The sequence below is a fragment of the Nocardia sp. GP40 genome (assembly GCF_050434125.1).
GTDB classification, from domain to species: domain Bacteria; phylum Actinomycetota; class Actinomycetes; order Mycobacteriales; family Mycobacteriaceae; genus Nocardia; species Nocardia albiluteola.
The window spans coordinates 716,597-738,986 of the sequence record NZ_JBNPVW010000001.1; the positions used below are offsets into that span (position 1 = coordinate 716,597).

General features: G+C 69.8%; 23 protein-coding genes and 1 pseudogene. 17 read left to right on the plus strand and 7 right to left on the minus strand.

What is annotated here, in order from left to right; all coding sequences use genetic code 11:
• Nucleotides 1–106: 106 nt before the first annotated feature.
• Nucleotides 107–2,236, minus strand: a pseudogene (gene glgX, locus ABH933_RS03090) (glycogen debranching protein GlgX); the annotation flags it as partial.
• Nucleotides 2,237–2,455: 219 nt separating this feature from the next.
• Here glgX and ABH933_RS03095 point away from each other — a divergent pair.
• Both ABH933_RS03095 and ABH933_RS03100 read left to right on the plus strand, forming a co-directional pair.
• Complete coding sequence (locus tag ABH933_RS03095; RefSeq protein WP_429414936.1) at nt 2,456–3,304, plus strand: helix-turn-helix transcriptional regulator; 849 nt, start codon at nt 2,456–2,458, stop codon at nt 3,302–3,304.
• A gap of 69 nt (nt 3,305–3,373) precedes the next feature.
• Entirely contained in the window at nt 3,374–4,354 is a 981-nt protein-coding gene (locus ABH933_RS03100) for a quinone oxidoreductase family protein (protein WP_429414939.1), read from the plus strand.
• 5 nt (nt 4,355–4,359) lie between these two features.
• Here the strand turns inward: ABH933_RS03100 and ABH933_RS03105 are convergent, their stop codons facing one another.
• Nucleotides 4,360–4,725, minus strand: coding sequence for a GNAT family N-acetyltransferase (locus ABH933_RS03105; protein WP_429414942.1), 366 nt, complete (start codon nt 4,723–4,725; stop codon nt 4,360–4,362).
• 7 nt (nt 4,726–4,732) lie between these two features.
• Here ABH933_RS03105 and ABH933_RS03110 point away from each other — a divergent pair, with 7 nt between their 5' ends.
• The 4 genes from ABH933_RS03110 to ABH933_RS03125 all read left to right on the plus strand — a co-directional run bounded on the left by ABH933_RS03110 (nt 4,733) and on the right by ABH933_RS03125 (nt 7,769).
• Nucleotides 4,733–4,984, plus strand: coding sequence for a hypothetical protein (locus tag ABH933_RS03110; protein ID WP_429414944.1), 252 nt, complete (start codon nt 4,733–4,735; stop codon nt 4,982–4,984).
• 2 nt (nt 4,985–4,986) lie between these two features.
• Nucleotides 4,987–5,385: a DNA-binding protein gene (locus ABH933_RS03115; RefSeq protein WP_429414947.1), complete on the plus strand. Its 399-nt coding sequence runs from the start codon at nt 4,987–4,989 to the stop codon at nt 5,383–5,385.
• Between the two features lie 113 nt (nt 5,386–5,498).
• Nucleotides 5,499–6,767, plus strand: a complete 1,269-nt coding sequence (locus ABH933_RS03120) for an adenosylmethionine--8-amino-7-oxononanoate transaminase (protein WP_429414950.1) — start codon at nt 5,499–5,501, stop codon at nt 6,765–6,767.
• Between the two features lie 141 nt (nt 6,768–6,908).
• Nucleotides 6,909–7,769: a class I SAM-dependent methyltransferase gene (locus ABH933_RS03125; protein WP_429414953.1), complete on the plus strand. Its 861-nt coding sequence runs from the start codon at nt 6,909–6,911 to the stop codon at nt 7,767–7,769.
• An 11-nt stretch (nt 7,770–7,780) separates the two neighbouring features.
• On the opposite strand, the gene ABH933_RS03130 is transcribed toward ABH933_RS03125, so the two are convergent.
• Nucleotides 7,781–7,963, minus strand: a complete 183-nt coding sequence (locus ABH933_RS03130) for a hypothetical protein (protein WP_429414955.1) — start codon at nt 7,961–7,963, stop codon at nt 7,781–7,783.
• A gap of 201 nt (nt 7,964–8,164) precedes the next feature.
• Here ABH933_RS03130 and ABH933_RS03135 point away from each other — a divergent pair, with 201 nt between their 5' ends.
• Together ABH933_RS03135 and bioD are read left to right on the plus strand one after the other, a co-directional pair.
• Nucleotides 8,165–9,352, plus strand: a complete 1,188-nt coding sequence (locus ABH933_RS03135) for an 8-amino-7-oxononanoate synthase (RefSeq protein WP_429415750.1) — start codon at nt 8,165–8,167, stop codon at nt 9,350–9,352.
• Nucleotides 9,353–9,386: 34 nt separating this feature from the next.
• Nucleotides 9,387–10,067, plus strand: a complete 681-nt coding sequence (gene bioD / locus ABH933_RS03140) for a dethiobiotin synthase (RefSeq protein WP_429414958.1) — start codon at nt 9,387–9,389, stop codon at nt 10,065–10,067.
• A 111-nt stretch (nt 10,068–10,178) separates the two neighbouring features.
• On the opposite strand, the gene ABH933_RS03145 is transcribed toward bioD, so the two are convergent.
• Nucleotides 10,179–10,781 (minus strand): TetR/AcrR family transcriptional regulator C-terminal domain-containing protein, encoded by a 603-nt coding sequence (locus ABH933_RS03145; RefSeq protein ID WP_429414961.1) that lies wholly within the window; start codon nt 10,779–10,781, stop codon nt 10,179–10,181.
• A gap of 112 nt (nt 10,782–10,893) precedes the next feature.
• Between ABH933_RS03145 and bioB the strand changes: the two genes are divergently transcribed.
• The 5 genes from bioB to ABH933_RS03170 all read left to right on the plus strand — a co-directional run bounded on the left by bioB (nt 10,894) and on the right by ABH933_RS03170 (nt 14,686).
• The gene (gene bioB / locus ABH933_RS03150; RefSeq protein ID WP_215919178.1) at nt 10,894–11,913 is read left to right on the plus strand and encodes a biotin synthase BioB; all 1,020 of its coding nucleotides are present in this window, start codon (nt 10,894–10,896) and stop codon (nt 11,911–11,913) included.
• An 88-nt stretch (nt 11,914–12,001) separates the two neighbouring features.
• Complete coding sequence (locus ABH933_RS03155; protein WP_429414965.1) at nt 12,002–12,244, plus strand: hypothetical protein; 243 nt, start codon at nt 12,002–12,004, stop codon at nt 12,242–12,244.
• The gene (locus tag ABH933_RS03160; protein ID WP_429414968.1) at nt 12,244–12,963 is read left to right on the plus strand and encodes a DUF2567 domain-containing protein; all 720 of its coding nucleotides are present in this window, start codon (nt 12,244–12,246) and stop codon (nt 12,961–12,963) included. Before ABH933_RS03155 ends, ABH933_RS03160 begins: the two co-directional genes overlap by 1 nt.
• Before the next feature lie 260 nt (nt 12,964–13,223).
• The gene (locus ABH933_RS03165) at nt 13,224–13,418 is read left to right on the plus strand and encodes a hypothetical protein (protein ID WP_215919180.1); all 195 of its coding nucleotides are present in this window, start codon (nt 13,224–13,226) and stop codon (nt 13,416–13,418) included.
• Between the two features lie 71 nt (nt 13,419–13,489).
• Nucleotides 13,490–14,686: a dipeptidase gene (locus ABH933_RS03170; protein ID WP_429414971.1), complete on the plus strand. Its 1,197-nt coding sequence runs from the start codon at nt 13,490–13,492 to the stop codon at nt 14,684–14,686.
• Between the two features lie 14 nt (nt 14,687–14,700).
• Here ABH933_RS03170 and ABH933_RS03175 read toward each other — a convergent pair whose 3' ends face one another.
• Both ABH933_RS03175 and ABH933_RS03180 read right to left on the minus strand, forming a co-directional pair.
• Nucleotides 14,701–15,345 carry a DedA family protein gene (locus tag ABH933_RS03175; RefSeq protein ID WP_429414973.1) on the minus strand — a complete coding sequence of 215 codons (645 nt, stop codon included), beginning with the start codon at nt 15,343–15,345 and terminating at the stop codon, nt 14,701–14,703.
• Nucleotides 15,346–15,436: 91 nt separating this feature from the next.
• Complete coding sequence (locus tag ABH933_RS03180) at nt 15,437–16,195, minus strand: NUDIX hydrolase (protein WP_308166729.1); 759 nt, start codon at nt 16,193–16,195, stop codon at nt 15,437–15,439.
• A 77-nt stretch (nt 16,196–16,272) separates the two neighbouring features.
• Here ABH933_RS03180 and nadA point away from each other — a divergent pair, with 77 nt between their 5' ends.
• The 3 genes from nadA to nadC all read left to right on the plus strand — a co-directional run bounded on the left by nadA (nt 16,273) and on the right by nadC (nt 20,018).
• Complete coding sequence (nadA, locus tag ABH933_RS03185) at nt 16,273–17,298, plus strand: quinolinate synthase NadA (protein ID WP_429414976.1); 1,026 nt, start codon at nt 16,273–16,275, stop codon at nt 17,296–17,298.
• 2 nt (nt 17,299–17,300) lie between these two features.
• Nucleotides 17,301–19,091, plus strand: a complete 1,791-nt coding sequence (locus tag ABH933_RS03190) for an L-aspartate oxidase (RefSeq protein ID WP_429414979.1) — start codon at nt 17,301–17,303, stop codon at nt 19,089–19,091.
• 66 nt (nt 19,092–19,157) lie between these two features.
• Nucleotides 19,158–20,018 (plus strand): carboxylating nicotinate-nucleotide diphosphorylase, encoded by an 861-nt coding sequence (gene nadC / locus ABH933_RS03195; RefSeq protein ID WP_429414982.1) that lies wholly within the window; start codon nt 19,158–19,160, stop codon nt 20,016–20,018.
• Between the two features lie 126 nt (nt 20,019–20,144).
• Here nadC and ABH933_RS03200 read toward each other — a convergent pair whose 3' ends face one another.
• The gene (locus ABH933_RS03200; protein WP_429414985.1) at nt 20,145–21,317 is read right to left on the minus strand and encodes a winged helix DNA-binding domain-containing protein; all 1,173 of its coding nucleotides are present in this window, start codon (nt 21,315–21,317) and stop codon (nt 20,145–20,147) included.
• A gap of 170 nt (nt 21,318–21,487) precedes the next feature.
• On the opposite strand from ABH933_RS03200, the gene ABH933_RS03205 reads away from it, so the two are divergent.
• The gene (locus ABH933_RS03205) at nt 21,488–22,378 is read left to right on the plus strand and encodes an arylamine N-acetyltransferase family protein (RefSeq protein WP_429414987.1); all 891 of its coding nucleotides are present in this window, start codon (nt 21,488–21,490) and stop codon (nt 22,376–22,378) included.
• Nucleotides 22,379–22,390: the final 12 nt, after the last annotated feature.

Here is a 22,390-nt window from a genome sequence, read left to right on the forward strand (position 1 = left end):
TTGATCTCATCATGGCGTGCGTGTGGCTCTACATCGGCGCCCACGCGGCCCCCTCGGCGTGGGTGTCCCCGGCGCCCGGCGCGGGCGTGCCCGGCCCGGGCGGCGGGTCGGTCCGGCGCAGGACCAGTAGGCAACGCGCGGGCACCGGCACCACGGCGGCACTGCCGTAGTGTGCTCGGGCCCGCCCGGTGGGAGCCGAACAGTCCAGCGCCACAGACCATCCGACGCCGAAGTCCGGTCCGGGCAGGGTGAAGTCGATGGGGCCGTCGTGGGCATTGAAACACAACAGGAACGAATCGTCCCAGATCCGCTCGCCGCGGGGTCCGGGCTCATTGATTCGCGCGCCGTTGAGGAAGACCTCGAGCGAGCGGCCGAATCCCGAATCCCAGTCCGCGGCGGTCATTTCCGCGCCACCCGGAGTGAGCCAGGTGATATCGGGCGCCGCGTCCCGCCCGCCGCGGTCCGGATCGGAGGAGGGGCGGCCGTCGAAGAAGCGGCGGCGACGGAACACCGGATGCGCGGAGCGCAGCGCGAACGCCGCGCGGGTGAATTGCAACAGATCCGAATTCTTCTGCGCCAGTGACCAATCCACCCATGACAGCGGGGAGTCCTGGCAGTAGGCGTTGTTGTTGCCCTGCTGGGTGCGGCCCATCTCGTCGCCGTGTAGCAGCATGGGGGTGCCCTGCGAGAGAGCCAGGGTGGCGATCAGGTTGCGGGACTGGCGTTCGCGCAGCATCAGCACCTGCGGGTCGTCGGTGGGGCCCTCCACCCCGCAGTTCCAGGATCGGTTGTAGCTCTCGCCGTCGTGATTCTCCTCGCCGTTCGCCTCGTTGTGTTTCTCGCTGTAGGACACCAGATCCCGCAGGGTGAAACCGTCGTGGGCGGTGACGAAGTTGATGCTGGCGCCGGGGCGGCGGCCGGTGGCCTCGTACAGATCCGAGGAGCCGGTGAGCCGGGAGGCGAACTCGCCCAGCGTCGCCGGCTCACCGCGCCAGTAATCGCGCACGGTGTCGCGGTATTTGCCGTTCCACTCCGTCCACAGGCTCGGGAAGTTGCCAACCTGATAGCCGCCCTCGCCGACGTCCCACGGTTCGGCGATGAGCTTGACCTGGCTCACCACCGGATCCTGCTGCACCAGATCGAAGAACGTGGACAGGCGGTCCACGTCGTGCAATTCCCGCGCCAGCGTGGCGGCCAGGTCGAAGCGGAAGCCGTCGACGTGCATGTCCAGGATCCAGTAGCGCAGCGAGTCCATGATCAGCTGCAGGGTGTGCGGGTGTCGCACGTTGAGGCTGTTGCCGGTGCCGGTGTAGTCGACGTACCGCTGCGGATCGTCCTGTGCCAGACGGTAGTACGCCGCGTTGTCGATGCCGCGGAACGCGAGCGTGGGGCCCAGGTGGTTGCCCTCGCCGGTGTGGTTGTACACCACGTCGAGGATCACCTCGATGCCCTCGGCGTGCAGGGCACGCACCATCGCCTTGAATTCGGTGACCGCGGCCCCGGCGCGTGGATCGGCGGCGTATTCACAGTGTGGCGCGAGATATCCGAAGCTGTTGTAGCCCCAATAGTTTCGCAGCCCCTTGTCCAGGAGCATGCGATCGTGCAGGAACTGGTGCACCGGCATCAGCTCGATCGCGGTGACGCCCAGGCTCTTCAGATGATCGATCACGGCCGGATGGGCGATTCCGGCGTAGGTGCCGCGTAATTCGCGGGGCACCCGCGGATGGGTCATCGTCATGCCCTTCACGTGGGCCTCGTAGATGACCGTCTCGTGGTAGGGCCGCCGCGGCGGACGGTCGTCGGCCCAGTCGAAGAACGGGTTGATCACCACGCCGGTCATGGTGTGCCCCAGCGAATCCCGGCCGTAGGTGTAGAGCGAGGGATCGTTGTCGAAGCGGCCCGCGAACGCCTTGCCGTACGGGTCCAGCAGCAGTTTGCTCGGATCACAGCGCAGCCCGCGCTCGGGATCGTACGGGCCGTGCACGCGGAATCCGTAGCGCTGGCCCGGCGCGACGGCGGGCACGTAGGCGTGCCACACGTATCCGTCGACCTCTTCCAGCGGGATGCGGGCCTGGGTGCCGTCGCGGGCGATCAGGCAAAGCTCCACCCGCTCGGCAACCTCGGAGAAGACCGAGAAGTTGGTCCCGGCGCCGTCGTAGGTGGCGCCCAGCGGGTACGCGGCGCCCGGCCAGACGCCGAGCGGCGCCACGTCACCGAGGGCGTCGGGTGCAACCATGCCCCCGACAGTAATGGGCGTTGCGGACCCGCCGGTGCGGGTGGTGCGGCAGTTGCGGCGCGGCACACATCCGCCGCATATCCGCCGCGGCATCGGTGCCGGACGCGTTGTGCTCTCCTCGTCGCGACCGGGCCGGGTGCGCTTTGTTGCCGATCGGTGATCGACCTGCGCAAATGGCTGGAAACGGCCCGGGTGAACGGCGCGTTCTATGGTGAGACGGTGAGTGGTACGTCCGTGAATCAGGATCGTCGCGTCGCCCGGGACCGCCGCCGGGAGGAGTTGCGGGAATTCCTGCGCAGTCGCCGCGAACGGCTGACACCCGCTGCGGTCGGACTTCCCGATGCGGGGCGGCGTCGCACGCCGGGACTGCGGCGCGAGGAGGTCGCCGTGCTCGCCGGGGTGGGCGTCTCCTGGTACACGTGGCTCGAGCAGGGGCGCGATATCAAGGTCTCCGACGACGTGCTGGACGCCGTCGCGCGGGCGCTGTCCCTCGACGACATCGAGCGCGCGCACCTGTACCGGCTCGCGGGCCTGAATCCGCCGCAGCGGTCCGCCGCACCCTCGGTGTCGGCGTCGCCGCAGATGCAGCGGCTGCTGGACACCTGGGCGCCGCGACCGGGCTACATCCGCGACCGGCACTGGAACTTCACGGCCGTCAACGACGCCGCCCGCGCGGCATTCGGCTACGGCGACACCGACCACAACTGCCTGGTCTCATACTTCACCAATGTGCGGTTCCGGGTGATGCACCAGCACTGGGACGAGGCCGCCCCCGACGTCGCCGCCGGATTCCGCGCCGACGCCGCCCGTTACCCCGCCGACCCCGAATTCGACCGCATCGCGGGCGATCTGGCCCAGGTCAGCCCCGAATTCGCGGAGCTGTGGGCGCGGCACGACGCGGCCGAGCATACGACGGCGATCAAGGTCGTCGACCATCCGGAGGTCGGGGTGATGGTGTTCGAGGCGTCGCTGTTCCCGGTGCCCGAGCTGCCCGGTCACCATCTCATCCTGCACAACCCGGTGGGCGCCGAGACGAGCGAGCGGCTGGAGCGGTTGCTGCGGGCATAGCCTGGTGTTGTCACACCCCCCATAAGCCGACACTGCCTACCTCGTCGCGGGGGCCGCAGGATCGTTGTCATGAGCAACAACCAGCAGATGACGGCGATCACCATCCCCGAGTTCGGCCCCGCCGAGGTGCTCCGGGCAGCATCGGTGACCATCCCCGAGCCGGGGCCCGGTCAGGTCTCCATCGACGTGGCCTACGCCGGTGCGAACTTCGCCGAGATCCTCTACCGGCAGGGCGTTGTCGATGTGCCGCTGCCGTTCGTGCCAGGCATCGAGGTCTCCGGCCACGTCCGGGCGATCGGTCCGGATGTGGAGGGCCTGTCCGTGGGGCAGGCGGTGGCGGCGCTGACCATCGTCGACAGCGGCGGCTATGCCGAGGTGGTGGTCACCGCCGCCGACCTGGTCGTGCCGGTGGACGAGCGGTCCCTGCCCCTGGCCACCGCCGCGGCGCTGCCCTCCAACAGCACGACCGCGTTCCTGGTGCTCGACCGCGTCGCGCGCATCGAACCCGGCGAGAGCGTACTGGTGCACGCGGCCGCCGGCGGTGTCGGCAGTCAGCTCGGCCAGGCCGCCCGGCTGCTGGGCGCGGGCCGGGTGGTCGGCACGGTGGGCAGTGTGGGGAAGATCCAGGCCGCCAAGGTATTCGGCTACGACGAGGTGATCCTGCGCGACGACGTCGCCGATGCGGGGTTGTTCGACATCGTGGTCGACATGGTGGGCGGCCCCACCCGGCGCGCCAGCGTGGACCGGCTCGCGCCGATGGGACGAATGGTGGTGATGGGCAACGCTTCCGGCGCCGAGGATGTCGGATTGTCGTCCAACGAGCTGTGGTTCACCAACAAGACGGTCTCCGGATTCAATCTGGCCGCCTTCTCCGCGGCCTACCCCGCCGATGCGGGGGCTGCGCTGCGCCGGGCGGTCGCCGCGGCCGCCGACGGGAAGCTGCGGATCGGGGTCGAGACCCTGCCCCTGCGGGATGCGATCGAAGCGCACCGTCGCATCGAGTCCGGTTCCACCACAGGAAAACTGGTGCTCGAGGTCGTCCCGTCCTGACCGGCTCAGTGCAGGGGGCGACGCCAGGTCTGCCCGGTCAGGTCTTTGCCGAAGCTGTGGTGCGGCGCGGACTCCACGAGCTCGAATCCGGCGCGCTGGTAAATGTGGCGGGCGGAGGTCAGCACGTCGTTGGTCCACAGCACCATCTCGCGATAGCCGGCCGCGGCGGCGAATCCGAGGTAGTGCTCGACCAGCGGGGAGCCGACGCCCCGTCCGCGCGGACGGCTCCACCAGCAGCAGCAGGCGGGGCGGTGGCCTCGTCCTCCCGCATGCAGAACACCGCGCCGAGCCGTTCGCCGCCGGATTCGGGTCGACCCGAATCCCGGATGGAGGTCGCCATCACCACAATCAATGGTTACCGCTGGTAGCATCGGCGGCATGGTCAGTAAGAAGTATTCGATCAGCCTACCCGAGGACCTCGCCGAGCAGGCCCGCGAGCGAGCCCGCGACGGGTTGTCCGCCTACATCGCCGAAGCCCTGGAGCATCGGGTGGCGATGGACAAGTTGCGCGAGCTGATCGACGACTACCACCGCGATCACGAGGCGTTCACTGCAGAAGAACTCGCCGCCGCGCGCGAAGAACTTGGATTCGAGCGCCATCACCGAAGCGCACAGGCCGGTGCCGCCTGAGTATGGATCTACTTCTACTTGACTCCGAAGGGCTGTCCCACCTCTACCGTAAGCAGGGGCGCACCCCCCTGTTCGTCGAGGCAGCCGAGACGGCAGGGGTGCGGGTTGCGACCACTGCGATGACCGTGATCGAAGCCGACGGCGCGAAGGTGCATCAGGCGCGAATCAGCTGGGTGCTGAGCCACATCGATGTCCATCCAATCACGCGCGAAATCGCCATGACCGCAAGCACTTTGCTGCGCAGCCACAATATGAGCGAGCACAAGTATGCGATAGACGCCACCCTGGCCGCCGTCGCCCTGGGGGCCGTTACTCGTGGACTGGTCACCGTGCTTACGTCCGACCCGGTCGACCTGACCCGACTCTGCGAAGGCTCGACAGTCAGGATCGTGAAGATCTAGATCGCGGCCCGCGGCGGTTTTCGGCTCGCGAGGTGGTGTCGATGCGGTGTGGCGGCGATTCGGCGGGATGGTAACTTGAACAGCGTTCAAGGACGCTTTCGTGAAGGAATCCCGTGGCCCTGACCCCCGACGAAATCACCGCGCTCGACGCCGCCCACGTGTGGCACCCCTACGGCGGCTTTCCGGCGACGACCGAACCGCTGGTGGTCGCCTCGGCCGCCGGTGTGCGGCTCAGCCTGGCCGACGGCCGTGAGCTTATCGACGGAATGAGCTCGTGGTGGGCCGCCATTCACGGCTACCGGCATCCGGTGCTGGACGCGGCGCTTGTCGAGCAGGCGCGGCGGATGAGCCACGTCATGTTCGGCGGCCTGACCCACGAGCCCGCGGTGCGGCTGTCCGAGTTGCTGGTCGAGCAGACCCCGGCGGGGCTGGACAAGGTGTTCCTGTGCGATTCGGGGTCGGTGTCGGTGGAGGTTGCGGCCAAGATGTGCCTGCAGTACTGGCGGGCGCTGGGCAAACCGGGAAAGCGGCGCATGTTCACCTGGCGCGGCGGGTATCACGGCGACACCTTCACCCCGATGAGCGTCTGCGATCCCGACGGCGGCATGCACTCGCTGTGGACCGATGTGCTCGCCGAGCAGATCTTCGCCCCCGTGCCGCCGAAAGACTATGAGCCCGGCTATGTTTCGGAGCTCGAGCGATTGCTGACGGCGCACGCCGACGAGATGGCGGCAGTGATCGTCGAACCGATCGTGCAGGGCGCGGGCGGGATGCGTTTCCATCATCCCCGCTACCTGACCGACCTGCGCCGCCTCTGCGACGAGCACGGCGTGCTGCTGGTCTTCGACGAGATCGCCACCGGATTCGGCCGCACCGGAACGCTTTTCGCTGCCGACCGGGTCGGAGTGCGCCCCGATGTGATGTGCGTCGGAAAGGCGCTCACCGGCGGCTACCTGAGCCTGGCCGCGGCCCTGTGTACCTCGGCCATCGCCGAGACGATCAGCGCCGGGCACGGCGGGCTCATGCACGGCCCGACCTTCATGGGCAATCCGCTCGCCTGCGCGCTCGCGGTCGCCTCGATCGAACTGCTGCTCTCGCGCGACTGGCGCGCCGAGGTTTCCGCCATCGAATCCGGCCTGCGTGCCGGATTGGCAGCCGCGCAGGAGGTTCCGGGCGTGGTGGACGTGCGCGTGCTCGGCGCGATCGGCGTCGTCGAACTGGAACACCCGGTGGATATGCGCAAGGCCACCCATGCCGCCGTCGATTCCGGCGTGTGGCTCCGGCCCTTCCGCAACCTGATCTACACGATGCCGCCGTTCATCAGCGGCGCGGACGACATCGCACGGATCTGCGCGGGAGTGGTTGCGGCGGCCTCGGTCTGAGACCAACCACGGGCGGGGCCCATTCTTCTTCAATCCGGATTTCCGCCGTTATCGGAAATTTATTTCCGTGTGATATGATGGAAGAAATCCCGAAATCCTCTGTCTACTATCGGTATTCGCTCGTACTCGAAGAATATTCGGATGACGGAGAGAATTTCGATGGACGGTATGGAACTCAGCCGCACGGCACTCATGGCGGCCGCCGCGCGCGCGGCGCATCTCCTGGTCGACCGTCCGCCCTGCCTCTTCGAGGACACCGTCGCGGCCGCGCTGCTCGGCGATCGTTCCGACGAGCTCATCGCCTACCACCGCCTGCACGGCGATCACATCGTGCTGGCGGGTACCCGCGCCCAGGTGACGGCGCGTGCCCGCTACACCGAAACCCGGCTCGCTGCATCGGGTTCCGATCAATATGTGGTGCTCGGAGCGGGACTCGACACCTTCGCCTATCGTGCGTCCCTGGCGCGCGCCGTGTCGGTCTTCGAGGTGGATCACCCCGGGACCCAGCAGTGGAAAAAGCGGGCCCTCTCGGACGCGGGCGTCGAGCCGCTGGGGCGAATATCCTTCGTGCCCGCCGACTTCGAACGCGACGACCTCGGGGAACGGTTGGCGGACCACGGATTCGACGCCGCGCGTCCGGCCCTGGTGAGTTGGCTGGGTGTCGCCATGTACCTCACCCGCGCCGCGATCGAAACCACGGTCGCAAAACTGGGACGGCTCGCACCCGGCAGCGAGCTGATCATGGAATACGCCCTGCCGCCCCACATGCGCGACGAAACCGGTTCCGCCTATGCCGAATTCGCTCTTCCCGCCGCGGCCGACCACGGCGAGCCATGGCGCAGCTGCTACACCCCGGACGAACTGACCGATCTACTCCGTGCGGCCGGATTCACCGCGGCGCACCATATTTCGCAACGCGCGGCGGTACCGGAACGCCTGTGGCAACGGGCGGATGTCCTGAAACCCGCCGACCTGTGCCGCCTCGCCGTTGCGCGTATCTGATCGAGCCGAGATCAGCGGCGCCCCGCCGACTTGCCGATCGCGTATCCGACGAAGAGCCCGATGAACAACCCGATCAGAAATACAACGAGCAGAAAGATCAGCACCCCGTTCCGGATCTTCCGCAGAATTCCCGACCCCTGATAGTGCTGCGCGGCATCGACGGACTGGACGAGCAGGGCGTGCGTCACACTCATGGCCCGGATGCTGCCAGATCCGCGTGACGGCGTCGACTCGAGAGCGAACCGTCCGACCGCCGCAGATGGTCTCGAGGTCGATCACTCGGGCAGCGCTCGTGCGCCGGCGCCCCACGAGTGCTCGACGTCGGGCGGAAACGATGCGGGGGCTTGATCCTGAACGGTGTTCAAGTATGCTCACACGCTGTGAGCGAGCGAACCATGAGTGCGGAGTGCGGCGGCGACCCGCTGCGCTGGCTGGATGAGCGGGCCACGGCGCGGGTGGGCGCGGGACTGCGGCGGAAGCTGCGGGCGCGGGCGCCGGAGCAGGGGCTGATCGATCTGGCCTCCAACGACTATCTGGGGCTGTCGCGGCATCCGGAGGTCATCGCGGGGGCCGTCGAGGCGGTGCGCACCTGGGGTGCGGGGTCGACCGGGTCGCGGCTGGTGACCGGGACGACGACCGCGCACGAGGAGTTCGAGGCGGAGCTGGCCGAATTCATGGGCGCGGAGGCGGGGCTGGTGTTCGCCTCCGGATACGCCGCCAACCTCGGCGTGGTGACCGCCCTGGCCGGACGCGGGTCGCTGGTGGTCTCCGATGCGGGCAGCCATGCCTCGCTGGTCGATGCCTGCCGGCTGTCGCGGGCCCGCGTCGAGGTCGCGCCGCACAACGATGTCGAGGCGGTGGATCGGCTGCTGGCCGCCCGCACCGAGGAACGCGCGCTGGTGCTCACCGATTCGGTGTTCAGCGCCGACGGCGATCTCGCGCCGCTGGCCGAGCTGCACCGGGTGGTGCGGGCCAACGGCGCGGTGCTGATCGTCGACGAGGCCCACGGCATCGGCGTGCGCGGCGCGGGCGGCCGGGGGCTGGTGCACGAGCTCGGCCTGGCCGGGCAGCCCGACCTGATCATCACCGCGACGCTGTCCAAAGCCCTTGCCGCCCAGGGCGGTGCGGTACTGGCCGACGAGCGGGTGCGGGCGCATCTGATCGATGCGGCGCGCACCTTCATCTTCGACACCGGGCTCGCCCCGGCCGCCGTCGGGGCGGCGCGCGCCGCGCTGGGACTGCTGCGTCGCGACCCGGACATGGGCGCGCGCGTGCTGTCCCGTGCGGCGCAGATCGCCCGCATCGCCGGTGTGCCGCAGCCGGATTCGGCGGTGGTCTCGGTGGTGCTGGGCCGGGCGCAGGTTGCCTACGATGCCTCTCAGGCGTGCCGCGCTCGCGGCCTGCACGTCGGCTGCTTCCGCCCGCCATCCGTCCCGGAGGGCACCTCGCGGCTGCGCCTGACCGCCCGCGCCGATCTCACCGACGACGAGATCGCCACCATCGGAACGGTGCTGGGCGAGGTACTGGAGCAGGCACGGGCCCTGGAACCGGACCCGTCCGGGCTAGCGCCGCTGCCCGCGTGATCGTCGCCGATATGGCTGTGACAGTGAGGTTTTCATGAGTGTACTGATCGTGACCGGTACGTCCACCGACGTCGGCAAGACCGTCGCGACCGCGGCGCTGGCGGCCGTCGCGCGCGCGGCGGGTCGCTCGGTGGCGGTGTGCAAACCGGCACAGACCGGGGTCGCCCCGGGCGAGCCCGGCGATCTGGCGGAGATCACCCGGCTCGGGGGCGTGACCCGGACGCTCGAATTGGCCCGCTACCCCGACCCCCTGGCCCCGGACACGGCCGCGCGCCGTTGCGGGCAGCCGCTGCTGACGCTGGCCGAGACGGCCGCCGGCATCGAATCGCTGGCCGATGCCGACCTCACCCTGGTGGAGGGCGCGGGCGGGCTGCTGGTCCGGCTCGGCGATTTCACCGTTCTCGACCTGGCGCAGAAGCTCAATACGCCCGTGCTGTTGGTGGCCGCCGCGGGTCTGGGCACCCTCAACCACAGCGAGCTCACCACCCGCGCCCTGTCCGCCGCCGGCGTGCCCTGCGCGGGGCTGGTGATCGGATCCTGGCCCGCGGCGCCGGATCTGGCCGCGCGATGCAATCTCGGCGACCTCGCCGCGGTCACCGGCGTCGACGTCGTCGGCAGTATCCCCGCGGGTTCGGGTGCCCTGCCCACCGACCGGTTCGCCGCCGCGGCACCCGGCTGGTTCGAATCGTCCTGGGCTGCACGGTACCTCGGCTGATCCGATGAGTTTTACAGTGGATTCGGTCGTGCCGTTCATCGGGGAAGTGCGCAGCGAAGAACTCGAAGAGCTCACCGTCACACACTGATTCGCGCGGGAATTACCGTCCGTTCAGCGGACCCTGCTGCCCAGCAGGTGTCGCACGCCGCCGAGGAACAGCTGCAGGCCGAAGTCGAAACGCTCCGTCGCGCTGCGGGTGTCGCTCGTTTCGAGGGACTCGTACAGCGGGGAGTCCTGCTCGGCCAGCGCTCCGGCCGAATCCATCTGCATGCGGGACTGCTCGTCGACCGTCGCGCCGAGCACGTAGTACAGCAGCGTGTAGGCGGCCTGATCGGCCTCCTCGCGGGTCATGCCGCCGCGAATCAGCGCGCCCGCCAGGCGTTCCCGGCCCTTGCTGGTGGTCAGGCGCGAGGCGTAGGTGGCCGAGACGACCTCGGCGCCGTCGCGGTACGCCAGCAGGCAGGAGCGCAGCCGGTGCGCCAGCTCGCCGATCTGCCCGGACCACTCGTCCGCATCGACGGGATCCTCCATCGGCCCCAGGATGCGGTCCGCGACCGCGCCGAGCAGGGCCTGCTTGTTCGGGAAGTGCCAGTAGAGCGCCCCCGGCTGGACGTGCAGCGAGGTGGCCAGGCGGCGCATCGTCAGATCGGCCAGGCCGTACTGATCGAGAATGGCGACGGCGCCGTCGATCACGTCGGTGCGATGCAGCTGCACGGGCTGGTCACCTTTCTGCCTTTGACTCCGGACCCACACTACCCTAGCCTGAACACCGTTCAAGAACATCGTTCAAGTTGGGGCCGGCCGGCCCGACGAAGGGAATCGTGCAGTGACCCAGGCACCCGTCAGGACCGACACCGACATTCTGGCGATCGCTCGCGAGCAGGTGCTCGAGCGCGGCGTCGGGCTCACGCAGGAACAGACCGTCGAGGTGCTGCGGCTGGACGACAACCGGCTCGAGGAGCTGCTGTCCCTCGCGCACGACGTGCGGATGAAGTGGTGCGGCCCCGAGGTCGAGGTCGAGGGCATCATCTCGCTCAAGACCGGCGGCTGCCCCGAGGACTGCCACTTCTGTTCGCAGTCCGGGCTTTTCCAGTCCCCGGTGCGCGCGGCCTGGCTCGATATTCCCTCCCTCGTGGAGGCCGCCAAGCAGACCGCCAAGACCGGGGCCACCGAATTCTGCATCGTGGCGGCCGTGCGCGGGCCCGACGAGCGGCTCATGGCGCAGGTTGCCGCGGGTGTGGAGGCCATTCGCAACGAGGTCGACATCCAGGTCGCCTGCTCGCTGGGCATGCTGACCCAGGAGCAGGTGGACCAGCTCGCCGCGATGGGCGTGCACCGCTACAACCACAATCTGGAAACCGCGAAATCGCACTTCCCGAACGTGGTGACCACGCACACCTGGGACGAGCGCTGGGGCACCCTGCGCATGGTGCGCGAGGCCGGGATGGAGGTCTGCTGCGGCGGCATCCTCGGTATGGGGGAGACCATCGAGCAGCGTGCCGAATTCGCCGCGCAGCTGGCCGAATTGGAGCCCGACGAGGTGCCGCTGAACTTCCTCAACCCGCGCCCGGGCACCCCGTTCGGCGACCTCGAGGTGCTGCCCGCGGCCGAGGCACTCAAGGCCGTTGCCGCGTTCCGGCTCGCGCTGCCGCGCACCATCCTGCGCTTCGCCGGCGGCCGCGAGATCACCCTCGGCGACCTCGGCGCCAAGCAGGGCATTCTCGGCGGCATCAACGCCGTCATCGTCGGCAACTACCTGACCACCCTGGGCCGTCCGGCGGAGGCCGACCTGGATCTGCTCGGCGAGCTGAAGATGCCGATCAAGGCGCTCAACGAAACCCTCTAGCCCTGCGAGTGGGCGGGGAGCCGCCGGTACGCTGCAGGTATTGTCGAGCAGCCCGGCAGCTGCACATCGATGACGAGCGCAACGATTCATGGAGGGGTCCGACGAGGTGGAAGTGCGGGAGATGCAAGAGCGCTACAACCCGTTCACGGGCAAGCGAATCGTCGCGGGTATCGATGATGCGGTCCCGGCGGCCGCGGCGCTGGGCCTCGAGCCCCCGCGGTTCTGTGAGCACTGCGGGCGTCGCATGATCGTGCAGGTGAGTCCCGAGGGCTGGTGGGCGAAATGCTCCCGGCACGGGGTCCTGGATTCGAAGACGCTGGATCATCGTTGATGGCCCACCAGGGCGTCACCATCGCCGAGACATCGGGCGCGCGGCGGCGCGAGCTGCTGGCCGTGCTGTGGGTGCTGCTGGGCGTGCTGGTGGTGAGCGCGCTGGGCGGGGCCGTGTGGGCGCTGCTGGCCCCGACCGAGCGGGTGCTGGTCGTCGAGCCCGGGCGGGGCGCGGCGCTGACGGGGGAGAGCGTGCACCGGTTCGACGCGGTGGCGATCTTCATCTGTGTCGCGATGGTCACCGGTCTGCTGACCGCCGCGGCGGCGTGGCGCGTGCGCCGGGCCCGCGGCCCGATCCTGCAGTGCGCCCTGCTGATCGGCTCGCTGGCCGGCGCCGAGCTGATGTCGTGGCTGGGCGGGCTGGTGGCGGGCCGCCTGCATCCGCACGCGTCGAATCCGCCGCTGCACAGCATCGTCGGGCTGCCGCCGACGATTCCCGGCTGGCGCACGCTGGTCGACCACTGGATGCACTCGTCGCAGTCGGCGGGCGTCTGGACCGTGGTGCTGGTGCAGCCGCTGTTCGCCGCGCTGGTGATCCTGGTACTTGCCGCCATCAGCGCCCACGGGGACCTGGGTGCCACCCCACGCGCGGCCGAATCCCCGGACGGCGCACGGCCGTACGCCTCCGAGGTCAGCTACGGCCCCTACGGAACTCCCGTATCCAGCGTCGGAGCGTCGTTCGGCAACACCGGACCGTTCGAGGGCGTCGAGTCCCATTGATGCGCGAGGACCGGGCCGGTCCTCGATGATTGCGGCAGTTCGTTGCTCGTTGCCGCCGGTTGTGCCTCGACCCGGATTCGACGGCGTGTGGCTGCCGGATCCGGTGGTGTGGAAGTGATTTCGCGCGAGTGCGTGCCGATCGTCGGCGTACCGACCGACACGACCGCCGATAATTGGGTGGCAGGTGCGGGCGACGAGGGTTACCGTCGACGGCGATCGGTCGCCCGTACACCGGCGAGCCACACGAGAGGAGGTCGGCGATGAACAGCACAACGCCCCCCGCGCACGCCTCGGCGGAGTCGGCGGATTGCGCGTCCGCGCAGCCCGCCGAACGCGCCGGCCTCACGGCCTGGCGCAACCGGCACGAGTTGCGGAGATCCAGTGCGGCCCAGCCCATTGCGAGTAAGCGGGCATATCGGCGCGGCATCAAACACCGCAAGCGGGACGAGGACTGATTCGAAAGAGTCGTGACGCTCGACGAGGTGTCGGGTGGGAGGGCGGCGCGCGGTTGGTATAGAACAGGCTGATGACCCCCGACGAGCTCGAGCGCGCCCGCACCCTGCTCCGCGACACCCCCGTGGTCGACGGGCACAACGACCTGCCGTGGGCGATGCGCACGCACGTCCACTACGACATGGACGCCCTCGACCTGGCCGCGGATCAGAGCGCGAGCCTGCACACCGATCTCGATCGGCTCCGCGCGGGCGGGGTCGGCGCCCAGTTCTGGTCGGTATACGTGCGCTCCGACCTGGCCGGGGACCACGCCGTGAGCGCGACCCTCGAGCAGATCGATTTCGTCCGGGCATTCACCGAGCGGTTCCCCGACCGGCTGTATCCGGCATTCACCGCCGATGACATGGAATCGGCTCGGGCGCAGGGCCGTATCGCCTCGCTGATGGGCGCCGAGGGCGGTCACAGCATCGACTGCTCGCTGGCCACGCTGCGCGCGCTGTACCGGCTGGGCGTGCGCTATATGACCCTCACCCACAACGACAATGTGCCGTGGGCGGATTCGGCCACCGACGAACCGAAGGCGCACGGGCTCACCCGATTCGGCCGGGAGGTGGTCCGTGAGATGAACCGCCTGGGCATGCTGGTCGACCTGTCGCACGTCTCCCCGGACACGATGCGGGCCGCCCTGGCGACATCCCGTGCGCCGGTGATCTTTTCGCATTCCTCCGCGCGGGCGATCTGCGATCATCCGCGCAATGTCCCCGACGACGTGCTGGCGCTGCTGCCCGGCAACGGCGGCATCGCGATGGCGACGTTCGTCCCGAAATTCGTGCTACCCGCCGCCGTCGAATGGACCGCCGCGGCCGATGCCAACATGACCGTGCACGGTTTCCATCCGCTGGACACCTCTCCGGCGGGTATGGAGTGTCAGCGCGCCTTCGAGGCCGCGCATCCGCGCCCGGTGCCGACCGTGGGGACCATCGCCGACCACCTCGACCATATGCGGGAGGTGGCGGGCATCGATCACGTCGGCCTGGGTGGCGACTTCGACGGCACCGCCTTCGTCACCGCGGGCCTGGACGACGTCGCGGGATACCCGAATCTCGTCGCGGAACTGCTCGAACGCCGATGGTCGGCCCGGGACATCGGAAAGCTGCTGTGGCACAACGCCGTCCGGGTGCTGCGCGACGCCGAGGGGGCCGCCCGCGAGCTGCAGCGCACCCGTACGCCCTCGATCGCCACCATCGAGGAGCTCGACGGCAACGGCTGAGTCCGGGTAGGTGCTCAGCCGTCCTTGTGCGCGGTCTCGTACTCCGCCTCGATGACCTTGGCGTGCCGGCGTTCTCGCAGCTTCCAGACGATCACGCCCAGTACGACGATCACCACCACCGTGATGGTCATGCCGCGCCCGACGTTCGCGGCCAGCTTTTCCGCGGAGTGCCCGGCCACGAATCCGAGCACCACGAACGTGGTGCCCCAGATGATGCCGCCGGTGGCGTTGAAGGTCAGGAAGCGCCCGTACGGCATCCGGGAGGTGCCGACCAGCGCGGGCATCACCGCGCGGAAGAAGGCGGTGAAGCGGCCGAGGAACACCGCCGAGCCACCGCGGCGAGACAGGAAGTCCTGCGCCCGATCCAGCCGTCCCCGGTATCGATCCAGCGCGGACATGCCGAGCAGGCGGTGGCCGAAATGCTTGCCGACCTCGTACCCCACGCTGTCGCCGATGATCGCGGCGAGCACCACCAGCAGGATCATCGCCCACAGCTGCACATGGCCCTGGCTGGCCGCGATCCCGCCGATCACCGCGGCGGTCTCGCCCGGGATGACGAAGCCGACGAAGATCGCATCCTCGGCGAACACCAACAGGCCGACGGTCAAATAGACCCAGACCGGCGCGATGTCGAGGATCCGCTGCATCAGCGAGTTCATGCTGTCACGCTACCTGGTGCCGGGGGGTGGGCCCACGTGTGTGGCCACCGCGACACCCGTGCGCGCGAGCCGACGGCGCACGGGCCGGCCCTCAGCTCGGCGGCCGCAGCGCCGCGAACTCGTCCGTGACGCGGATCCTGTCGTCACTGAATCGGTACAGCGCCGCCGGGCGGCCGCCCGCTCGCCCCGACGCCGCGGTCTCCCCGGTGGGCGTGATCACCTTGCGGCGGCTCAGAACTCGCTGCAGATTGGTGGTGTCGACCTCGTATCCGAGTGCCGCGCAGTAGATTTCGCGCAGGATCGCCATGCTGAACCGGTGCGGGGCCAGGGCGAAGGCGATATTCGTGTAGGAGAGCTTGGCGGCGAGCCGGGCGCGGGCGTGCCGGGCGACGGTGCCGTGGTCGAAGGACATGTCCGGCAGCGCCGAGACCGGATACCAGCGGGTGTCGTCGGGTAGCTTCGGGTCCGCGGTGAGGGGCACCAGGCCCAGATAGGCCGACGCGATGCGCCGCGGCGGCGGCACCCGGTGCGGATCGCTGAACACCCAGACCTGCTCGAGGTGCAGCAGCTCGCGCACATCGACCTTCTCGGCGAGTTGCCGTCGTGCCGACACGTCGAGGTCCTCGTCGTCGCGCAGCCGCCCGCCGGGTAGCGACCAGGTGCCGGTCTGCGGTTCCATCGCCCGCTGCCACAGCAGCACGGCCAGTTCGGTCCGCCAGCCCGGCGCACAGCGCGGGGTATCGGGATCGATCGGTTCGCTGTCCCGCTGACCTGCGTCGATGGTGTCGCGGAAGCGACGAACCTGGAACACGGCGGTGAGCGATTCGTGAATGGTGCTACTATGGGGCACGTTTTCGATTATAAGTCGAAAACCGGGTGTATGCGAAATCGGCGAGGGTGCCGATCGCATGAGAGAAGGAGCCAGCCATGGCGACTGCGACGTTTGCCGGGCGCGTTACGGACGGGCCGACGGGGTTCACGGGTGTCGAGGCCACCCCGGAGTGGGCCGAGGAGATCAAGCGGCTGGCGCGCGAGCGCAATGCGACCATCCTGGCGCACAACTATCAGCTGCCCGAGATTCAGGACGTGGCCGACCATGTCGGTGATTCGCTGGCGCTGTCGCGGATCGCCGCGGAGGCGCCCGAGGACACGATCGTGTTCTGCGGCGTGCACTTCATGGCCGAGACCGCGAAGATCCTCAGCCCGGACAAAACCGTGCTGATCCCGGACCAGCGCGCGGGCTGCTCGCTGGCCGACTCGATCTCCGCCGACGAGCTGCGCGCCTGGAAGGCCGAGCACCCCGGGGCGCTGGTGGTCTCGTACGTGAACACCACGGCCGCGGTCAAGGCGCTCACCGACATCTGCTGCACCTCGTCCAACGCCGTGGACGTGGTGGCCTCGATCGATCCGGACCGGGAGGTGCTGTTCCTGCCGGATCAGTTCCTCGGCGCCCACGTCAAGCGAGTGACCGGCCGCGAGAACATGCAGATCTGGGCGGGCGAATGCCACGTGCACGCGGGCATCAACGGTGACGAGCTGACCGCGCAGGCCCGCACCCACCCCGACGCGGAACTGTTTGTCCACCCCGAATGCGGTTGCGCCACTTCGGCGCTGTACCTGGCGGGCGAGGGCGCGTTCCCTGCCGACCGGGTGCACATCCTGTCCACCGGCGGCATGATCGATGCGGCCAAGGCCGCGAAGTCGACCCAGGTCCTGGTGGCCACCGAGATCGGCATGCTGCACCAGCTGCGCAAGGCCGCCCCCGGCATCGACTTCCAGGCCGTCAACGACCGCGCGTCCTGCAAGTACATGAAGATGATCACCCCGGCCGCGCTGCTGCGCTGCCTGGTGGAGAATCGCGACGAGGTCCATGTCGACCCGGAAACCGCCGCGGCGGGCCGGGATTCGGTGCTGCGCATGATCGCCATCGGCAACCCCGGCGGCGGGGAATAGTCATGGCCGGCGGAAATCGGGTGGGGGACACCGGCGATACGGCGATTCGGTGGGAGGCCACGGCGGATCTCGTGGTGATCGGCGGCGGGGTGGCCGGGCTGACCGCCGCCCGCACCGCCTCGCTGCGGGGCCTGCGGGTGCTGACGCTGAGCAAGGGCGGGCCGAACGACACCTCCACGCAGTACGCGCAGGGCGGGATCGCCGTCGTCGCGCCGCACGGTGATTCGGTGGAGTCGCATGTGCACGACACCGTCGTCGCGGGCGTGGGACTGTGCGATCCAGGCGCGGTGCGCTCGATCGTGGAGGGCGGGCGCGAGGCCGTCGCGGCGCTGACGGATCTGGGCGCGGTCTTCGATCTGGGCCGGGACGGGCAGATCTCCCGCACCCGGGAGGGCGGGCACAGCACCCGCCGCATCATTCATGCCGGCGGGGACGCCACCGGCGCGGAGGTGCAGCGCGCGCTCAACGCGGCCGGAATGCCGGTGCTGTTCGGCGCGGCCGCGGTGCGCGTCGTGACCGGCCCCGGCGGAGTGCAGGGCGTGGTCGCGGTGTCGGACAGGGGTTTCGGCGTCGTGCACGCGCCCGCGGTGCTGCTGGCGACCGGGGGTCTCGGGCAGCTGTACGCCCGCGGCACGAACCCGCCGGGCGCCACCGCCGATGGGATCGCGCTGGCGCTGCGTGCCGGGGCGGCCGTGGCGGACCTGGAATTCGTGCAGTTCCATCCGACCGTGCTGTTCAGCCGGGGCGGGCGCGGGCGACGGCCGCTGATCAGCGAGGCGGTGCGGGGCGAGGGCGCGATACTCGTGGATGCGCGGGGGAATTCGGTGACCGCGGGGGTGCATCCGCGCGGCGATCTGGCGCCCCGCGACGTGGTGTCCCGGGCCATCGCGGCCCGGATGCACGAGCTCGGGGACGACCACGTGTATCTCGACGGTCGCGCGATCGAGGGCTTCGCACAGCGGTTTCCGACCGTCACGGCCTCGTGCCTGGCGGCGGGCATCGATCCCCGAACCGACCTGATCCCGGTCGCGCCCGCGGCGCACTACCAGTGCGGCGGCATCGTCACCGACCCCCACGGCCGCACCGCGGTGCCCGGTCTCTACGCGGCCGGCGAGGTCGCCCGGACGGGTCTGCACGGCGCGAACCGGCTCGCCTCCAACAGCCTGCTCGAAGGCCTGGTGGTGGGCGAGCGAGCCGGCGCGGCGGCGGCCGAGCGGCGCGGCGAATCGGATCCCGTCACCGAGATCGGCGAGCTGACCTTCCCGCGTGCGGATCGAGAGTCGTTGCAGGCATTGATGACCGATCACGCCGGCGTCGTCCGCGACGGCGACGGCCTGCGGGCGGGCCTGCTGCGGTTGATGCGCCTGATCAAGGATCGCGAGGGTGCCGGGGCGGAGCGTCACGGCGGGCCCGCGGGCGCGGCTCCGGAGGGGTTCGGAAACGTTCCCGACGCGCCTGATCCGGCCTCGGTCTCGGCGGGCGGGTACTCGGAATTCGCTCCGGTGGGCGATGATTCGCGCGCCGGCGCGACGTTGCCGGGCGGACTGTCCACGGCTGTCGCCGGTCTCGAGGACGCCGCCCTGACACTCACCGCCCGCGCGCTGCTCGTGGCGGCGACCGCGCGCACCGAGAGCCGCGGCTGCCACACCCGGTCCGATCACCCCGACGCCCGTGACGACCTGCGTCGCAGCCTGCCGGTCCGGCTCGGCGCCGACGGCCGGCCGCAGCTGGTCGCCGACGGCGCCGCCCTGCCCGGCGACTGGGCCCCGCTGACGGTGCCCAGGGCGTCGTAAAGCGATGCCGGGCACGAGATTCGGCGGGCAGACCGCCGAGCGGAGACTGAATTCTAGGAGCGCACGATGAGCTTGGATGCCGGACTGGATCGCGAGGAGATCCTGACCCTGATCCGCACCGCGCTGCACGAGGACCTGCGGTACGGACCCGATATCACCACCGCGGCAACGGTTCCCGCCGATGCCACCGCGAAGGCGGCGATGGTGTCGCGACAGCCCGGTACCGTCGCCGGCATCGACGTCGGGCTGCTGGTGCTGGACGAGGTGCTCGGCGCGGGCAACTACCAGGTCACCGAGCGGGTGGCCGACGGCGCCCGGGTGGCGCCCGGCGACGTGACGCTCGGCGTGGTGGCGCCCACGCGCGGACTGCTGACCGCCGAGCGCACGATGCTGAATCTGGTGACCCACCTGTCGGGCATCGCGACCGCGACCGCGGCGTGGGTGGACGCGGTCTCAGGCACGACATGCCGCATCCGCGACAGCCGAAAGACGCTGCCGGGCCTGCGGTCCCTGCAGAAGTACGCGGTACGGGCCGGAGGTGGGGTCAACCACCGCATGGGCCTCGGCGACGCCGCGCTGATCAAGGACAACCACGTCGCCGCGGCGGGTTCGGTGGTGGCCGCACTGCGCGCGGTGCGCGAACTGGCCCCCGATATCGCCTGCGAGGTCGAGGTGGACACCCTCGAACAGCTGGACGCGGTGCTGGAGCAGGACGTGGAACTGGTGCTACTGGACAATTTCCCGCTCTGGGCCACGCAGGCGGCCGTGCAGCGCCGCGACTCCCGCGCACCGCGCACCAAGCTCGAATCCTCCGGCGGGCTGTCGCTGGACATGGCCGCCGAATACGCCGCCACGGGCATCGACTACATGGCGGTCGGCGCGCTGACCCACTCGGTGCGAGTGCTGGACCTCGGGCTCGACATGTAATACCCGCACGGCCGGGAATCCCGCTGTAGCGCACCGGATTACGTGTATCGCTGCGCTACGGGGCCGTCGGCTCGCGGCGCCACGGGGCCGTCGGCTCGCAGATCAGGATCCCGCGGTCGGCGAGGCTCAGGCGGTGAGCTCGCGCTCGAGCGGCGTGCGGAACCGTGGTACGGCGCGCACGTCGCCGTACCACCGCTGCATCCGCGCCGCCTCGGCCTCGATCGACGACTTCGCCTGCGCCCCTATGTCTTCCAGAAGGCGCCAGGCGATCTCGCCGTCCGCGCGCTGGCCCCAGCCGCCGACGATCCGCCCGTCCCACCAGACGGTGGGGCCGATATTGCCGTTGGTGTCGAACAGCGCGGGGCCGTGTGGGCCGAGGAACCAATCGCGCGACTGCCAGCCCATGGGGGTGGGGTCCAGCGCGGGGAGCAGGGCGGGGCCCGGCTCGGGCACGGGCACCGAGTCCAGATCGTCGGCGAGCACGACGCCGGTGCCCTCGTCCAGGTCGACCTCCTCGATCTTCAGCTGTGCCAGCGCCTTTCGTGTCTCGCCCAGGGGCCAGCCGGTCCACCACTTCAGATCGGCGACGGGCGCCGGGCCGAAGGCCAGCAGCCAGCGCCGCGCCAGCTCGGCCTGCGCCTGATCCGCGGGCATCGCGGGAACCCCTTCGGGCAGCCAGGATTCGATCGGCTCCCAGACGTATTGGGTGCTGGCCCAGGTGCCGTTCGGGCGGCCCCGCACGATCCGGCCCTCGCAACCGAGCGTCAGCAGCACCCAGGTGGTGATGTTCGTCGGTGTGGAATACGGCTTGCCCGGCGCGGTGTCGACCCGGGTGCGTAGCCGTGGCACCGCCGCGCCCAGTTGCGCGCCGGTGGCGCTGCCGCGAGCCAGCAGCTCCCGGTGCGTCTGCTCCTCCACCTCCGCCAGCCACGGGCCCACCTCCCCGTCGACGACCTGCTCCAGATATTTGGCGTAGTTGCGCCGCTGCTTGCCCGCCAGGGCGTCTGCGACCGCCGCCTGCAGGGCGGGGACCAGCTCGACCGGAGCGACAAACATCGTGCGGCGCATCGCCAGCATCCGCAGCAGCGTCCGGTCCGTATACAACGCCTGCTCCACCTGGGCGGGTTCGAGTTCGCGGCTGCGGGCGGCCACGGCCAGGAATACCGTCGCCGGATCGGTGGCGTGCAGGACGACCAGGGAGCGGGCGATCTCGGCGGGGTCGTCGACCCGGGTGGCGGATGCGAGCCGATGTCGCGTCGCCAGCCGGGCCCGCCGCTGCGCGGCATCCATCGAACGCATGGGCGAATGCTATCCCGATCCGGCCGCACAGCGCTGGATCACCGTTCGGCGGCGGTGTCGCCGGTTCCGGTCGGCCCGCGAGAAGTGGATGATTCGGCGGCCGCGATCTTGGTGCGGAATAATGATTCGGGGGCGAGGGCTTGATCGAGGCAACTGGATAGGGAGGCCATATGTATATGCCCGCGGACCCGGCATATCACTGGGACGGCGATGCGCTGGACCTCGAGGCGTACCTCGCGCTGATCGGATTCCGGGGTGAGCGCGGGCCGACCGTCGAGACGCTGCGCGCGCTGCAATTCGCGCACACCACGAGTATCCCGTTCGAGAACCTGGAGCCGGTGCTCGGCCGGCCGGTGCCGCTGGATCTGGAGTCGTTGCAGGACAAGCTCGTTCGCGGCCGCCGCGGCGGCTACTGCTACGAGAGCGTGATCCTGTTCGCCGCCGCGCTGGAGCGGCTGGGTTTCGGCATCACCGCCCTGCAGGGCCGGGTGATCATGGGCGCGAGCGCCGGACTGCGGCCCGCCACCCACTCGATGCTGCGCGTCACCACCACCGAGGACGAGCGAGTGTGGCTGTGCGACGTGGGATTCGGCGCCGGCCCGCTCGCACCGCTCGAGCTGAACCCCGATGCCGGCGAGGTGCGGGCGGGGGAGTGGCGATTCCGGCTCGAGCGCACCCGGGGCGAGCTGGGCGGCGAGGAGTGGCTGCTGCATCACTTCGCCCGCGACGGCTGGATCCTGCGGCACAGCGTCACCCTGAATCCGCAGTACCGCATCGACTTCGAGGTGGGCAACCACTTCGTGTCCACCTCCGCCCGCTCGCCCTTCGTCGCCCGGCCGTTCGTGCAGCGGTTCCATCCCGAGGTGCATCACGTGCTCGATGCCGCCACCCTGGTGACCGAGTATCCGGACGGCACCTCGCAGACAAAGGAATTGACGCCGGCCGATCTCCCCGCGACGCTGGCCGAGACGTTCGATATCGAACTTTCCGACGCCGATGCCGCCGCACTCGTCGCGGCGCCCTGGGCGCAGAGGTGGGCAGGAGACGTCGGCGCCGCCTAGTCGCCACGGCAT

What these genes read in the sequence shown, in the direction of transcription:
- ABH933_RS03100 (WP_429414939.1), top strand. Translation starts at nt 3,374, where the DNA reads ATGAGCAACAACCAGCAGATGACGGCGATCACCATCCCCGAGTTCGGC.
- ABH933_RS03205 (WP_429414987.1), top strand. Translation starts at nt 21,488, where the DNA reads ATGTATATGCCCGCGGACCCGGCATATCACTGGGACGGCGATGCGCTG.
- ABH933_RS03115 (WP_429414947.1), top strand. Translation starts at nt 4,987, where the DNA reads ATGGATCTACTTCTACTTGACTCCGAAGGGCTGTCCCACCTCTACCGT.
- ABH933_RS03155 (WP_429414965.1), top strand. Translation starts at nt 12,002, where the DNA reads ATGGAGGGGTCCGACGAGGTGGAAGTGCGGGAGATGCAAGAGCGCTAC.
- ABH933_RS03170 (WP_429414971.1), top strand. Translation starts at nt 13,490, where the DNA reads ATGACCCCCGACGAGCTCGAGCGCGCCCGCACCCTGCTCCGCGACACC.
- ABH933_RS03175 (WP_429414973.1), bottom strand. Translation starts at nt 15,345, where the DNA reads ATGAACTCGCTGATGCAGCGGATCCTCGACATCGCGCCGGTCTGGGTC.
- ABH933_RS03125 (WP_429414953.1), top strand. Translation starts at nt 6,909, where the DNA reads ATGACGGAGAGAATTTCGATGGACGGTATGGAACTCAGCCGCACGGCA.
- ABH933_RS03130 (WP_429414955.1), bottom strand. Translation starts at nt 7,963, where the DNA reads ATGAGTGTGACGCACGCCCTGCTCGTCCAGTCCGTCGATGCCGCGCAG.
- bioD (WP_429414958.1), top strand. Translation starts at nt 9,387, where the DNA reads ATGAGTGTACTGATCGTGACCGGTACGTCCACCGACGTCGGCAAGACC.
- nadA (WP_429414976.1), top strand. Translation starts at nt 16,273, where the DNA reads ATGGCGACTGCGACGTTTGCCGGGCGCGTTACGGACGGGCCGACGGGG.
- ABH933_RS03190 (WP_429414979.1), top strand. Translation starts at nt 17,301, where the DNA reads ATGGCCGGCGGAAATCGGGTGGGGGACACCGGCGATACGGCGATTCGG.
- ABH933_RS03160 (WP_429414968.1), top strand. Translation starts at nt 12,244, where the DNA reads ATGGCCCACCAGGGCGTCACCATCGCCGAGACATCGGGCGCGCGGCGG.
- ABH933_RS03165 (WP_215919180.1), top strand. Translation starts at nt 13,224, where the DNA reads ATGAACAGCACAACGCCCCCCGCGCACGCCTCGGCGGAGTCGGCGGAT.
- ABH933_RS03135 (WP_429415750.1), top strand. Translation starts at nt 8,165, where the DNA reads ATGAGTGCGGAGTGCGGCGGCGACCCGCTGCGCTGGCTGGATGAGCGG.
- ABH933_RS03200 (WP_429414985.1), bottom strand. Translation starts at nt 21,317, where the DNA reads ATGCGTTCGATGGATGCCGCGCAGCGGCGGGCCCGGCTGGCGACGCGA.
- ABH933_RS03110 (WP_429414944.1), top strand. Translation starts at nt 4,733, where the DNA reads ATGGTCAGTAAGAAGTATTCGATCAGCCTACCCGAGGACCTCGCCGAG.
- nadC (WP_429414982.1), top strand. Translation starts at nt 19,158, where the DNA reads ATGAGCTTGGATGCCGGACTGGATCGCGAGGAGATCCTGACCCTGATC.
- ABH933_RS03105 (WP_429414942.1), bottom strand. Translation starts at nt 4,725, where the DNA reads ATGCTACCAGCGGTAACCATTGATTGTGGTGATGGCGACCTCCATCCG.